Origin of the sequence: Bradyrhizobium sp. G127 (assembly GCF_021502575.1) — a bacterium.
Classification (GTDB): Bacteria; Pseudomonadota; Alphaproteobacteria; order Rhizobiales; family Xanthobacteraceae; genus Afipia.
Genome location: NZ_JAKFGN010000002.1, coordinates 242,148 through 255,680, shown reverse-complemented (window position 1 = coordinate 255,680; position 13,533 = coordinate 242,148). Strand labels below are relative to the sequence as shown.

15 protein-coding genes are annotated in these 13,533 nt (G+C 59.8%); 9 read left to right on the top strand and 6 right to left on the bottom strand.

All coding sequences use genetic code 11. The features are described 5' to 3' along the window. Position 1: 1 nt before the first annotated feature. From secF to LVY71_RS13125, 3 genes are read left to right on the top strand one after another with little or no spacing between them, the layout of a single operon-like run. Positions 2-1,003, top strand: coding sequence for a protein translocase subunit SecF (secF, locus tag LVY71_RS13135; RefSeq protein WP_235100321.1), 1,002 nt, complete (start codon positions 2-4; stop codon positions 1,001-1,003). Then, entirely contained in the window at positions 1,003-1,386 is a 384-nt protein-coding gene (locus LVY71_RS13130; RefSeq protein ID WP_235100320.1) for an Mth938-like domain-containing protein, read from the top strand. Before secF ends, LVY71_RS13130 begins: the two co-directional genes overlap by 1 nt. Continuing rightward, positions 1,383-2,249 carry a phytoene/squalene synthase family protein gene (locus LVY71_RS13125; protein WP_235100319.1) on the top strand — a complete coding sequence of 289 codons (867 nt, stop codon included), beginning with the start codon at positions 1,383-1,385 and terminating at the stop codon, positions 2,247-2,249. The genes LVY71_RS13130 and LVY71_RS13125 overlap by 4 nt, the downstream gene beginning before the upstream one ends. Positions 2,250-2,450: 201 nt before the next feature. Here the strand turns inward: LVY71_RS13125 and trmFO are convergent, their stop codons facing one another. After that, positions 2,451-3,890 (bottom strand): methylenetetrahydrofolate--tRNA-(uracil(54)-C(5))-methyltransferase (FADH(2)-oxidizing) TrmFO, encoded by a 1,440-nt coding sequence (trmFO, locus tag LVY71_RS13120; RefSeq protein WP_235100318.1) that lies wholly within the window; start codon positions 3,888-3,890, stop codon positions 2,451-2,453. 127 nt (positions 3,891-4,017) lie between these two features. Beyond that, a complete protein-coding gene (locus LVY71_RS13115; RefSeq protein ID WP_002711692.1) occupies positions 4,018-4,170 on the bottom strand; it encodes a DUF1127 domain-containing protein in 153 nt (50 codons plus the stop codon). A gap of 475 nt (positions 4,171-4,645) precedes the next feature. Between LVY71_RS13115 and LVY71_RS13110 the strand changes: the two genes are divergently transcribed. Both LVY71_RS13110 and LVY71_RS13105 read left to right on the top strand, forming a co-directional pair. Continuing rightward, entirely contained in the window at positions 4,646-5,029 is a 384-nt protein-coding gene (locus tag LVY71_RS13110; RefSeq protein ID WP_235100317.1) for a hypothetical protein, read from the top strand. Between the two features lie 43 nt (positions 5,030-5,072). Further along, positions 5,073-6,101, top strand: a complete 1,029-nt coding sequence (locus LVY71_RS13105; protein WP_235100316.1) for a DUF1775 domain-containing protein — start codon at positions 5,073-5,075, stop codon at positions 6,099-6,101. 84 nt (positions 6,102-6,185) lie between these two features. Here LVY71_RS13105 and LVY71_RS13100 read toward each other — a convergent pair whose 3' ends face one another. Further along, on the bottom strand, positions 6,186-7,088 hold the full coding sequence (locus LVY71_RS13100) for a DUF2189 domain-containing protein (RefSeq protein ID WP_235100315.1): 903 nt from the start codon (positions 7,086-7,088) through the stop codon (positions 6,186-6,188). A gap of 389 nt (positions 7,089-7,477) precedes the next feature. Here LVY71_RS13100 and LVY71_RS13095 point away from each other — a divergent pair, with 389 nt between their 5' ends. Together LVY71_RS13095 and LVY71_RS13090 are read left to right on the top strand one after the other, a co-directional pair. Next, a complete protein-coding gene (locus LVY71_RS13095; RefSeq protein WP_235100314.1) occupies positions 7,478-7,846 on the top strand; it encodes a DUF3597 domain-containing protein in 369 nt (122 codons plus the stop codon). A gap of 202 nt (positions 7,847-8,048) precedes the next feature. Then, complete coding sequence (locus LVY71_RS13090; RefSeq protein ID WP_235100313.1) at positions 8,049-8,828, top strand: fumarylacetoacetate hydrolase family protein; 780 nt, start codon at positions 8,049-8,051, stop codon at positions 8,826-8,828. Between the two features lie 67 nt (positions 8,829-8,895). Here LVY71_RS13090 and LVY71_RS13085 read toward each other — a convergent pair whose 3' ends face one another. Together LVY71_RS13085 and LVY71_RS13080 are read right to left on the bottom strand one after the other, a co-directional pair. Continuing rightward, complete coding sequence (locus LVY71_RS13085; RefSeq protein WP_235100312.1) at positions 8,896-9,174, bottom strand: GNAT family N-acetyltransferase; 279 nt, start codon at positions 9,172-9,174, stop codon at positions 8,896-8,898. A 37-nt stretch (positions 9,175-9,211) separates the two neighbouring features. Then, entirely contained in the window at positions 9,212-9,487 is a 276-nt protein-coding gene (locus LVY71_RS13080; RefSeq protein ID WP_235100311.1) for a GNAT family N-acetyltransferase, read from the bottom strand. 172 nt (positions 9,488-9,659) lie between these two features. Here LVY71_RS13080 and LVY71_RS13075 point away from each other — a divergent pair, with 172 nt between their 5' ends. Further along, positions 9,660-10,067: an SPW repeat protein gene (locus LVY71_RS13075; RefSeq protein ID WP_235100310.1), complete on the top strand. Its 408-nt coding sequence runs from the start codon at positions 9,660-9,662 to the stop codon at positions 10,065-10,067. A 190-nt stretch (positions 10,068-10,257) separates the two neighbouring features. Continuing rightward, positions 10,258-10,386 (top strand): hypothetical protein, encoded by a 129-nt coding sequence (locus LVY71_RS22890; RefSeq protein WP_006020649.1) that lies wholly within the window; start codon positions 10,258-10,260, stop codon positions 10,384-10,386. A 52-nt stretch (positions 10,387-10,438) separates the two neighbouring features. On the opposite strand, the gene uvrA is transcribed toward LVY71_RS22890, so the two are convergent. Then, positions 10,439-13,423: an excinuclease ABC subunit UvrA gene (gene uvrA / locus LVY71_RS13070; RefSeq protein WP_235100309.1), complete on the bottom strand. Its 2,985-nt coding sequence runs from the start codon at positions 13,421-13,423 to the stop codon at positions 10,439-10,441. Positions 13,424-13,533: the final 110 nt, after the last annotated feature.

Here is a 13,533-nt window from a genome sequence, read left to right as displayed (position 1 = left end):
CGTGACTCATACCATCATCATCGCTCTCGCCGTCTTCATCGTCATTCTGACGGTGCTCAGCATCTATGGCGTGATTCCCGCGCTTCGTATCGTTCCGGACGATACCAAGTTCGACTTCATGCGCTTCCGCCGCATCAGCTTCCCGATCTCGGCGCTGTTGTCGCTGCTCGCGATCGGCCTTTATTTCGTGCACGGACTGAACTTCGGCATCGATTTCAAGGGCGGCACGCTGCTGGAAATCCAGACCAAGTCCGGCCCGGCGGACATCGCGGCCTTGCGCGCGCAGCTCACGACGCTCAATTTCGGCGACGTGCAGCTTCAGCAGTTCGGCGGCCCCTCCGACGTCCTGATCCGCATCGCAGAACAGCCCGGCGGCGATCAGGCGCAGCAGGCCGCCGTTCAGAAGGTCCGCCAGCTTTTGGGCGACAGCGTTGAATACCGCCGCGTCGAAGTGGTCGGACCGCGCGTGTCGAGCGAACTTTTGGCCTACGGCACTGTCGGTCTGATGCTCGCGATCATGGGCATCTTTATTTATCTCTGGTTCCGGTTCGAGTGGCAGTTCTCGCTCGGCGCGATGATCGCCAACGTCCACGATATCGTGCTCACGCTCGGCTTCATGTCGGTGACGCAGATCGAATTCGATCTGACCAGCATCGCGGCGCTGCTCACCATTCTTGGCTATTCGCTCAACGACACGGTCGTGATCTACGACCGCATCCGCGAAATGCTGCGGCGCTACAAGAAGATGCCGATGCCGGATCTGCTCAACACGTCGATCAACTCGACGCTGTCGCGCTCCATCATCACCCACGTCACCGTCACGCTGGCATTGCTCGCGCTGCTGCTGTTCGGCGGCAAGGCGATCCACTCCTTCGCCGCGACGATGACCTTCGGCGTGGTGCTGGTCGGCACCTATACGTCGATCTTCATCGCGGCGCCGATCCTGATCTATCTCGGTGTGGGCCAGAACCGGGGCGGCGAGGACAAGCCGCCGAAGCCTTAATGGCGGAACAACCGGACACGCTGCATCTTCCGCGGTCCGCGCCGATCGAGGCCTACGGCAACGGCGGTTTCCGTTTCGCCGAGATGTCGCATCGCGGCTCGCTGCTGTGCTTGCCGGACGCGATCTGGGCATGGGCGGTCAGCGATCCTTCTCAGATCGACCGTTATTCTTTGGCGCGGGTGTTCGAGAATGCCAACGTTATCGATACGCTGCTGATCGGCACGGGGAGCGGTGTCTGGATCGCGCCCGCGCCGCTGCGCAACGCCCTGCGATCCGCTGGCGTCGTGCTGGATACCATGCAGACCGGTCCCGCGATCCGCACCTATAATGTCATGATCGGGGAGCGGCGGCGCGTCGCCGCCGCTTTGATCGCGGTGCCATGAGCAACACTCCCGGCCATGATGCAGCGGCGTTCTGCGCCGATCTCGTGCGCGCGCAGGATTTCAGAACCTATGCGGCGACCCTGTTCGTACCTGCGGACGCGCGCCGCGCGTGGCTGGCGCTGGCGGCGTTCAACGCCGAAGTTGCGCACGTCCGCGATCATGTCAGACAGCCGCTGCCTGGCGAAATCCGCCTGCAGTGGTGGCGCGATGTGGTGACAGGCGAAGGGCAGGGCACGGATCGCGGGGAAGTCGAAGGCAATCCGGTCGCCGCCGAATTGTTGCGCGCGATCGCGCTGCACGATCTGTCCCGCGAAGCCCTGGTGCGCCTGATCGATGCGCATGTGTTCGACGTCTACGACGATCCGATGCCCGACATCGCGGCGCTGGAAGCGCACTGCCGTGATACGGCTGCGACGTTGTATCTGCTGCGTGCGAAAGTGCTCGGCGCAAATTCCCCCGAGATCGCGCGCTCGGCCGATCACGCCGGCATTGCCGAAGGCCTGACCGACGTGATGTTGACACTGCCCCGTCATGCCGCGCGGCGGCAGCTTTATCTGCCGGGCGATCTGATGACACTTCACGGCGCCGTCGCCGAAGAGATATTTTTGCATCAGGCGAATGCGCCGTTGAAAGAGGTGCTGTCGCATCTGCGTCGCGAGGCGCGGTCGCAGCTGGAGCAGGCGCTGGCGGTGCTCGCCGATGCGCCGCCTGCCGCACGCCGGGCTTTCCTGCCGCTTGCTGTAATCGGAAAGATTTTGACGCGGCTTGAGACGTCGGAGCCGTTCGCGCCGCCGTCGCAATCGCGGCTTGGCGCGCTCTGGACGACGTGGCGTGCGGCCAGCGCAAAGCCGCTCAAGGCGTGAACCGTTATTCGAACGTAGGCAGTCAAGTTAATTCGGCCCGGTTATGTGAGATGAATCACGATCCGGCTGCCGTCAACCTCCGTTGCAGTCCGGATCGAGCGTGTGTCGCCATTCGGCCGCCATTCCGCCTTTTGCAGCGAAGTCCGTCACCATTTTGCCGTTGTGATTTCGGCGCGATATTTCGTCCGCGCCGGGGCCGGTTTACGCCGCGTCCGCCGTCCGCAGCGTCTCCGCGATCCAGCGGTCGAGATCGGTAAGCGCCCGCGCGCTGATCGCCTGCTTCTTCGCGACGGTCTTCTCGTTGCCGCGCAGCCGTGTGCCGTCCGGTTTCTTCGTCGGCGGCGAGGCGAGCTGCGGAAACAATCCGAAGTTGATGTTCATCGGCTGGAACGAGCGCGGTCCGGCGTCGATGGTTTCGATATGGCCGCCGGTGATGTGTCCCAGCAGCGCGCCGAGCGCGGTCGTCGGCGGCGGCGGTGTGATTTCATTTCGCGTGGCATCGGCAGCCGCAAACAGGCCGGCGAGCAGGCCGACGCCGGCGGATTCGACGTAGCCTTCGCATCCCGTCATTTGCCCCGCGAAGCGCAGGCGCGGCTGCGCGTGCAGCCGCAGTTGCGGATCGAGCAGCTTCGGCGAATTCAGGAAAGTGTTGCGATGCAGGCCGCCGAGCCGGGCGAACTCCGCCTTCTCAAGACCTGGAATGGTGCGGAACACCTGTGTCTGCGCGCCGTGCTTCAGCTTGGTCTGGAAGCCGACCATGTTGTAGAGCGTGCCGAGCTTGTTGTCCTGCCGCAGTTGCACGATGGCATAGGCTTTCACGGTCGGATCGCGCGGATTGGTCAGGCCGACCGGCTTCATCGGGCCGTGACGCAGCGTCTCGCGGCCGCGCGCGGCCATCACCTCGATCGGCAGGCAGCCATCGAAGTAGGGCGTGTTTTCTTCCCATTCCTTGAAGTCGGTTTTCTCGCCCCCGATCAGTGCATCGACGAAGGCGTCGTATTGCTCGCGGGTCATCGGGCAGTTGATGTAGTCGGCGCCGGTGCCGCCGGGGCCGACCTTGTCGTAGCGCGACTGAAACCATGCGATCTCCATGTTGATGGAGTCGCGATGCACGATGGGCGCGATGGCGTCGAAGAAGGCGAGGGCGTCTTCACCGGACAGGCCGCGGATCGCATCGGCCAGCGCGGGCGATGTCAGCGGTCCGGTCGCGACGACGACGTTCTGCCATTCGGCCGGAGGGAGGCCCGCGATTTCCTCGCGGCGAATCTCGATCCGCGGATGAGACTGAAGAGCCGCGCTGACCGCTGCGGCAAAGCCGTCGCGATCGACCGCAAGCGCGCCGCCGGCCGGGACCTGGTTGGCATCGGCGCTGCGCATGATGAGGGAGTTGAGCTTGCGGAGTTCTGCGTGCAGCAGACCGACCGCGTTGTTGGCGGCGTCATCGGAGCGGAAGGAATTGGAGCAGACCAGTTCCGCAAGGCTCTCGGTGCGATGCGCGTCCGTCGTGCGAACCGGCCGCATCTCGTGCAGCACGACATCGACGCCGGCATTGGCGATCTGCCACGCGGCTTCCGAACCGGCGAGGCCGCCGCCGACAACATGGACGGTATCGGTCGGGGTGGTCTTGGGATGATTTGTCATGGCCCTGAAGTAGAGCCAGCCGGATCACCGCGCAACCGCAGTTCTCGCCGACAGCAATGACCGCGGGCCCTGATACGACAACGCCCGCGAGTGGCGGGCGTAATCCGTTCGTGATGCAGTTGCGGCCTTAGCCGTTGTAGGCGCCGGCTGCGACGCGCTGGATATCAGAGCGGTCAAGCCCGATATCGGCCAGTTCCCGATCGCTCAACTGGGACAGTTCAGCAACATTGCGCTGATAGTCGCGGAACGCCTGGATAGCGCGGATAAATGAGAGCAGCATGGTTAGTCTCCTTCGTAATCCCGATTCAGCTTTTCGATCAGCGTCCTCGTTGAAAACGAATATAGGGAAGGATTCTGCGGTGCAACACCGCAAATGTTGCGATGCAGCTAATCATACAGCGCATATCTATTGTAAGAAGTGATTAATCTTTCAGCTATGATTTGATCTTTTAAAGTCACAGCACGTTACATCTTTCAAGCCGCGCGCCAATTTTAGGACGATATTTCATCAGCTTGACATAAATCAAGTTGGGTCGGTCGAGGTTGTCCAGTGTATGGTATCTGAATAAGGTGTCATTAAGCTATGCTTTTCGAGGACTGATTCGGATACCAAACCGCTCTTCGGCCGCTTCGCCCTAGATGATGTATAATACCGAATATTTGTTCACTTTATGAACCGAAACCTTATGGTGATTTCAATCGAATGCTCGCAAGTCTGCGTAGACGTTGTGGCTGTGCCGTGGCATAGGCGCTAAATGACCGCCCGCTATTCCCTCCGCAGGCTCCTCGTCGCCTTGGCGCTGTCGCAGGTGCTCGCGCTTCAGGCCTTGCTGCTGAGCTGGGGCGGGGCGCTGGCGACTGCTGGCGAGTTTGCAGGTGGCGGCTTTGGTGTCCTTTGCTCCAGCCTGTTGGAAAGCGGGGGAGCCGCGGGCACCGAACCACCAGTCCAGCCCGTACCCCACAAAGACTGCTTTGACGCCTGCCTAATAGGACAGGCCCTCATCAAGCCGCCGGACAGCCCTTCGCTAATCGTGGAGCCAGCGGTTTACGCGGACGTTTCAGTCGTGGCTGAAACACCCCCGCGCGAAAGATCGGGAATGCGGGCCTTCCTGGCCCGGGCCCCGCCGATGCTGACCTGAGACGTTCGTTCCCGAATTCTCTCTCAGCTTCATTGAGGCAAATATGATCATCAACTTTCGCAGCCCCCAGCGGCTGCTGGCCGGCGTCGGCTTTGCCGCAACGGCCGTCATCGCATGGCAATCGACCGCATTCGCGCACGTCACGCTCGCGACGGGTGAGGTCCGCGCCAACACATACTACAAGGCGGTGTTTCAAGTGCCGCATGGTTGCGATGGCGCGGCCACCCAATCGATCCGTATCCAGATTCCGGAAGGCGTTATCGGCGTGAAGCCAATGCCCAAGGCGGGCTGGACGCTCAGCGTGACGCGCGGCGCTTACGCCAAGTCCTATCAGAGCCACGGCAAGGCCGTGACCGAAGGGCCCAAGGAGGTGGCTTGGTCGGGCGGAGCACTGTCCGACGATAATTACGACGAGTTTGTCTTCGCCAGCTTCGTCACGGATTTTCCTGCAGGGCAGGTCGTCACCTTTCCCACTGTTCAGCAATGCGCCAAAGGTGAAGTCCGCTGGGATCAGATCGCGTCGGCGGGAGAGAATCCGCACAACCTGAAATCGCCTGCACCGACATTGAAGATTGTCTCGGATACAACGGTCGCGCAGGCCCGAATGGACCATGGCAACATGGACCACACCAAGACAGGCGCCACGCCACAGACCGGCAGCGACACATTCAAGATTGGCGATCTCGTCGTGGCATCACCGTGGACGCGCGCAACCCCGGGTGGTGCCAAGATCGCTGGCGGCTATCTCAAAATCACCAACACCGGCAAGTCGCCGGATCGTCTGGTCGGTGCAACATCGGTTGGTGCCGATCGCGTGGAGATCCACGAAATGTCGATGACCGGCGGCGTTATGAAAATGCGGCCGCTGGCCGATGGATTGACCATCAAACCCGGCGAGACGGTGGAACTGAAACCGGGCGGCTTCCACATGATGTTCATGGACATCACCCAGCCACTGAAGCAGGGAGATGTGCTGAAAGCCACGCTGAAGTTCGAGAAGGCCGGCCCGCTCGACGTCAGCTTCAATGTCAGCGCGATGGGGGCGACCAGCGAGCCGGCGCACAAGCACTGACGGTCTCCGACAATGACGCGGCAGCATGCCTGCCGCGTCTTCCGCTTAACCGCACTCCGACCGCCACAAGATCACGCAGTGCGGCTATCGATTCCGGTGAATCCACGAGAACAGGTTGACCGGAAAATCCGCTGCATAGCCTCGTGCTTTGGGCTGCTGCTGCGGCTCATACGGCATTGCCACCGGCTCGACCACCTTACGGTAGAGATGCCACGTTGCGTGGCCGAGCATGGGGATGACGATGGTTAGACCGAGGAAGAACGGGATCGTTCCGGCCATCAGCATTGTCGTAACGATCAGGCCCCAGGCCGCCATCGGGATCGGATTCTGAGCGACCGCGCGCACTGATGTGAGCATAGCATCCGTCGCGCTGGCATGACGATCGAGCATCAGCGGGAATGAAACTACGCTGATGCAAAGCGCGAGCAGCGCAAACAGGAAGCCAACTCCACAGCCAACAATAATGAGTTGCCATCCCTCGGGCGTCGTCAACACGCGTTGGAAAAAGTCAGGAAAACTCGACGCCGGTGCGTATCCGAAGGTTGAATTGTAGATCGAATTCGCGGCCGCGAGCCACACCAGAAACAGGACAAGAAGAAGGCCGCCGAAGAAGGTCATGGCGCCCATGGACGGTGACTGCAGCACACTCAGGGCATGTGAAGCCGTGGGGGATTCGCCGTGTTCGCGGCGCCGGCTGAGATCATAGAATCCCAACGCTGCAAACGGCCCCAGCAACGCGAAGCCTGCCGCAAGCGGAAACAGCAGCGGCAGGATCGAATAGCCGAGGACGGTCCGGGCCAGCAGGATTCCGAGCACGGGATAGATCAGCGCCAGCAGAATGGCGTGAGTGGGAACGGCTTTGAAGTCCTCCCAACCCATGCGAAGTACATCGTTGAGGTCTTGCAAAGTAATTTTACGAACGGTGTATTTCGTTGAGTCCGACGCAAGCGGGAATGACTTGATGTCAGCGGAAACGGGGTTGCTCATGGTGACTGTCTCCTTGTCTCACAGCGCTCTGAGACGCTGTGGAATTTATAAGGGGCACCGTGCGAGCATTCAGACTATCACGATCAGTTAAACGCGCTTGAGAAAAGTGGCGACCAGTCTTCGCACTTGCGTGAGCAGGCGCCGCAAAGTTCTGAAACGTGATACTCGGAACCTATCGCGTACACTCTTGTTGTCGATGCGAAGGCCACAGTCATTGTGGCGTCATTTTGGCGCAATTGATTCAATTCACCGTCGGCACATTCAACTGCTGCATTGGCAAGCGATGATGCGACGTCTACACTCTTTTGTGACCGGTGGGACGTATGCCGGGGCAGGGAAAAGCGTCAGCTTCATCCACCATCCATTGATGGGTTATCGGGAGTTTACAGATGAGCATTTTCGGAAAGATCATGAGCGCGATTTTCGGCACCAAGGCTGACGCTGCTGAACCTGCCGGTGGCGCAGGCTCTACGGCGGGAGGATCGGGTGCGAGTGTGCCGATGGTTGATGTCGCGCCGATTCTCGATAAGGCGGTGGCCGCCAAGGGCGAAAAGCTTGAATGGCGTACCTCGATCGTGGATTTGATGAAGGCCCTCGATATCGATTCGAGCTTGGGCGCACGCAAGGAACTCGCCAAGGAATTGAAGTACGATGGCGATACCAGCGACTCTGCAAAGATGAATATCTGGCTGCACAAGCAGGTGATGACCAAGCTGGCGGCTAACGGCGGCAAATTGCCTGACGATCTCAAGCACTGAATTCTCTGGGTGCTTTCACTCAACGTTTTGAGGCCCGCCACGGCGGGCCTTTTTCGTTGCGCTGCACAAGCCATGCGCTGGCAGAGTCACTGTTCAAGTCGCGCCGGGTCGGAACAAAATGCCGGGGCCGGTATAATCGTCCGCGGCCCGGCTCGAATTCAATAACAATGCCCGCGCAGTTCAGCAGAAGAGGGAAACAAACATGACTGAATTCAATCGCAGAAATGTTCTTGCCGGTGGTGCTGCCGCCGTCACCGTTACCGGGAACGCCGAAGCGAAAATCGGCCGGACGCCGATTTTTTCCGTCGCCCAAGTGACAATCCCCGTTGTTGGTTTGAAGGAAGTCTTTCCCGTTCGCCGCATTTACTGCATCGGTCGAAACTACGCTGCTCATGCGATCGAGCGAGGCTCCGATCCAACGCGGGAACCGCCATTCTTCTTTCAGAAGCCCACCGATGCCATTCAAGTCGTCGCGATCGGCTTGGTGGCCGAGCATCCGTATCCGACGTTGACTAGGAATTATCATCACGAAGTCGAACTGGTGGCGGCGCTAAAGTCAGGCGGCAAAAATATCCCTGCCGACAAGGCGCTCGACCATGTCTACGGCTATGCGCTTGGCCTCGACATGACGCGGCGCGACTTGCAGAACGCGATGGGGGCCGAGAAGAAGCCGTGGGAAATCGGCAAGAGCTTCGATCAATCGGCGGTGCTTGGCCCGATCCATCCGGTGACCAAGACAGGGCACCTCACCAATGGCGCGATTTCGCTCGCCGTGAACGGCACGGTGAGACAGAATTCCGATCTCACTAAGATGATCTGGAGCGTGGCCGAGCAGATTTCGAAGCTGTCGGAGGCTTTTGAATTGAAGGCAGGCGACATCATCTATTCCGGAACGCCGGAGAATGTCGGCCCGGTCGTGAAGGGGGACGTCCTGCTCTGCAAGCTGGAAGGCTTGCCAGATATGTCGATCAAGATTGTCTGAGCGCCATTCAGATCCGCGAAAAGCCCGCCGATGTGGCGGGCTTTTTATTTGGATCATGATGGAAAGGCTAAGCCGCGAGATCAGCAAATTCGGGATGCTTGTCCAGATAATCGACGACGAAGCCGCAGCCGGCCACGACCTTCAATCCGTCGGCGCGGATTTGCTCCAGCGCGCCCTGCACGAGTTTTGACGCGATGCCGCGGCCGCGCAGGGCGGGCGGCGTCTCAGTGTGGGTAATGATGACGGTGCGGGGCGTGAGTCGGTAATTGGCAAACGCAATTGCGCCATCGACGTCGAGTTCATATCGGCTCAGCGCGGTGTTGTTGTGGACGGCATTCTGGCTCATGGGCTTCAGCCTCTTTGTCGTTAAAAATTGTGAAAGCCTATTTCAGAAGATCGGCATATTCCGGGTGTTTGCCGATGTAGGCCTTCACAAACGGGCACTGAGGGATGACCTTGAGCCCGGCCGCGCGCGCCTGATCCAGCGCCCCTTTGATGAGCCTCGATCCGATACCCTTGCCCTCTAGTTCCTTCGGCACTTCGGTGTGGATGAAGGTGATCACGCCATCCGAAAGCGCATAATAGGTCGCAGCGATATGGCCTTCGACGGCCAGTTCGTATCGTTTCCTGGAGGGATTGTTTTGGACTGTGTCGGTCATTGGTTGCTTTCTTGATGGTGGGATACAACAAATCATCTTGGCGCACCTTGTAAAGGCCTGCTGGATTCATATGTCGCTTGCAGACATACCCCGATGCGGCCAAAGGTCGTTTTCAATCGGAAGGTGAGGCCTGAGGGCCGCCGGCGTATGCCTCTTTACAGGAGGTTTTACGATGTCTGACATCCGGTTTTTCGAAACACATCACACATGGGAAGACTGGCTCGGCATGCTGTTGGGCCTGCTGATCGTGCTGTCGCCGTGGATCACGGGCGAATCGAATCACGGATTCGGCCAGCTCTATGAGCCGGGATTCGCAATTCTGAATGCGGTTCTGGTCGGCATCCTCGTCTTTGGCCTTGCCCAGATGGAATATATTGCGCTCCAGCGCTGGGAAGAGGCGGCCGAGATGGCGCTGGGTCTGTGGCTCGCCGTTTCGCCGTACGTCCTCGGCTATTCAGGAGAGGGCGCGCTCAGAGTCCTGCACACCGGCCTTGGCGGATTGGTCATTCTGCTGGCGGCGTTGAAACTCTGGCAGGACTGGGGTCTGACGGATCAAGATCTCGCCCGCCACGGGCAGTGACGTTTGCATGGCGCGCCACCGGTTGGCGTGACGCAATCCGGCCTGACGGCTCACGGTGGAGCCGTCAGGTCACATCTGTCCGCGCGGCATCATCACTCTCCCTCGCATTGAGCGAATAACGGCACCTTACGAGCCTTGCGGTGCTATGCTGGTCCCCGCGCGTGACGCATGCCTTAAACTGGAGAACTTCATGGCAAATGAAAAAGGCCCCAACATCAAAAAGAAGCAGAAGTGCAAGAATTGCGAAGGCAAGGGCTTGCTGAAGAAGGGCGACAAGGTTGTCACGTGCCAGCGCTGCAAGGGCACGGGAGTGAGGTGATGGTCCTCATGGCCTGGAGAAAAACGCTTGCCAATGCTCTATGGAAGCGGCGTTACTCCGCCGCCTCATCGGTATCGCGAATTTTTCCCGCGCGGCCTTTTTTCAGAACCGGTGCCAGGAATTTTCCGGTGTAGCTGCGCGGCGCCTTGACGATGTCTTCCGGCGGCCCCCATGCAACGATTTCGCCGCCGCCGTCGCCGCCTTCCGGCCCCAGATCGATGACCCAGTCGGCAGTCTTGATGACTTCGAGATTGTGCTCGATGACGACCACCGTGTTGCCCTGAGCGACCAGTTCGTGAAGCACCTCGAGCAGCTTGGCGACGTCGTGGAAATGCAGGCCCGTGGTCGGCTCGTCGAGAATATAGAGGGTGCGGCCGGTGGCCCGCTTGCTCAGCTCCTTCGCCAGCTTGACCCGCTGCGCCTCGCCGCCGGAGAGCGTAGTCGCTTGCTGGCCGACGTGAATGTAATCAAGCCCGACGCGATGCAGCGTTTTGAAGGTATCCCGGATGCGCGGCACCGCCTTGAAGAAGTCGGCGGCTTCCTCGACGGTCATATCCAGGACGTCGGCAATCGACTTGCCCTTGAACAGCACTTCCAGGGTTTCGCGATTGTAGCGCTTCCCCTTGCAAGTATCGCAAGTGACGTAGACGTCCGGCAGGAAGTGCATCTCGATCTTGATAACGCCGTCACCCTGGCAGGCTTCACAGCGTCCGCCCTTGACGTTGAACGAGAAGCGGCCCGGCTCGTAACCGCGCGCCTTGGATTCCGGCAAGCCGGCGAACCATTCGCGGATCGGTGTGAACGCGCCGGTATAGGTCGCGGGATTCGAGCGCGGCGTGCGGCCGATCGGCGACTGGTCGATGTCGATGATCTTGTCGATATGCTCCAGCCCCTCGATGCGATCATGTGGAGCAGGACCTTCCGACGCATTATTAAGCTTGCGCGCGATGGACTTGTACAGTGTGTCGATCAACAGCGTGGACTTGCCGCCGCCGGACACCCCGGTGACACAGGTGAATAGCCCGAGCGGGATTTCAGCCGATACGTTCTTGAGATTGTTGCCGCGCGCGTTGATCACCTTGATGGTGCGGCGATGATTAGGCGGCCGCCGCTCGGGAATCGGCACATACATCTCGCCGGTGAGATATTGTCCCGTCAGTGATTTGGGATTGGCCTTGATCTGCTCCGGCGTGCCCTGAGCAACGATATTGCCGCCATGTACGCCCGCACCGGGACCGACGTCCACGACGTAGTCTGCGGTTTCGATGGCGTCTTCGTCGTGTTCGACCACGATCACGGTGTTGCCCAGATCGCGCAGCCGGCGCAGCGTATCGAGCAGCCGTGCGTTGTCACGTTGATGCAGTCCGATGGATGGCTCGTCTAGCACATAGAGAACGCCGGTCAGACCGGAGCCGATCTGGGATGCGAGGCGGATGCGTTGGCTTTCGCCGCCCGACAGGGTGCCTGACGAACGAGACAACGTGAGATAGTTCAAGCCGACATCGAGCAGGAACGACAGCCGTTCACGAATCTCTTTAAGGATTCGGACAGCGATTTCGTTCTGCTGCTTGTTTAGTTGCTTAGGAACAGACTCGAACCATTCGCCGGCGCGCAGCACCGAAAGTTCCGAGATTTCGCCGATGTGCTTGCCGCCGATCTTGACGCAGAGAGCTTCGGGTTTCAGGCGATAGCCGTGACATGCTTCGCAAGGCACGTCGGTGAAATACTTGCCGAGTTCCTCGCGCGCCCATTCGCTTTCGGTCTCGTGAAACCGGCGCTCAATGTTGGTGACCACTCCTTCGAAGGGCTTCTTGGTGTCGTAAGACCGCACGCCGTCTTCATAGGAGAACTTGATCTCATCGTCGCCGGAGCCGAACAGGATGGCGTCCTTCGTCTTCTTTGGCAGGTCCTTCCACTTGGTGTCGAGCGTGAATTTGTAGAATTTGCCGAGCGCTTGCAAAGTCTGCACGTAGTAAGGTGATGACGACTTCGCCCACGGCGCGATCGCGCCCTTGCGCAGCGTCAGTTCCTTGTCCGGAATCACCAATTCCGCATCGATGTGCTGCTCGACGCCAAGGCCGCCGCATGCGGGGCACGCGCCATACGGATTGTTAAACGAGAACAGCCGCGGTTCGATCTCCGGAATTGTGAATCCGGACACCGGACAGGCGAATTTTTCCGAGAACAGGATGCGTTCTGGACCGCTTTTGTCGTGGATTTTGGCGGTCTTCTTGTCTGCCTTCTTCTCTGGCGCGGGTTCGCTGCCCGTAGGCGTGTCTGCGAACTCGACGACCGCCAGACCCTCCGCGAGTTTCAACGCGGTCTCGAAAGATTCCGCGAGCCGCTGCGCCATATCAGGGCGCACGACGATACGATCGACCACCACGTCAATGTTGTGGGGAAATTTCTTGTCCAGCGTCGGTGCTTCAGCCAGTTCGTAGAACTTGCCGTCAACCTTGACCCGCTGGAAGCCCTTCTTGAGAAACTCCGCGAACTCCTTGCGATACTCGCCCTTGCGACCCTGGACGACAGGCGCCAGCAAATACAGCCGCGTGCCTTCGGGCAGGGCGAGCACGCGGTCCACCATCTGCGAGACGGTCTGGCTTTCGATGGGAAGTCCTGTCGCTGGCGAATAGGGGATGCCGACCCGTGCCCACAACAGGCGCATGTAATCGTAGATCTCGGTGACGGTTCCGACCGTTGATCGCGGATTCTTGGATGTGGTTTTCTGTTCGATGGAGATGGCAGGCGACAGGCCGTCGATCTGGTCGACGTCGGGCTTCTGCATCATTTCCAAAAACTGACGAGCGTAGGCCGATAGCGATTCGACGTACCGGCGCTGCCCCTCGGCGTAGATCGTATCGAAGGCGAGCGACGATTTTCCGGAACCGGAAAGGCCGGTGAACACCACCAGCTTGTCGCGCGGGATTTCCAGGTCGACGTTCTTGAGATTGTGCTCGCGCGCTCCACGAATCGTAATGGCCCGCATGCTCGATCCAGCGGTCGATTTGCGGGTCGCCTTGATGACTTCATCCATTGGGGAGTTCCGGGCACGTTATGCGCATAAGCCGCGCTGCCTCCGGAAAACGCGATGATCGCTCGCCGGTTGCTTGTTGTCGGTCAGATTCATGTATCGGGAACATAGGA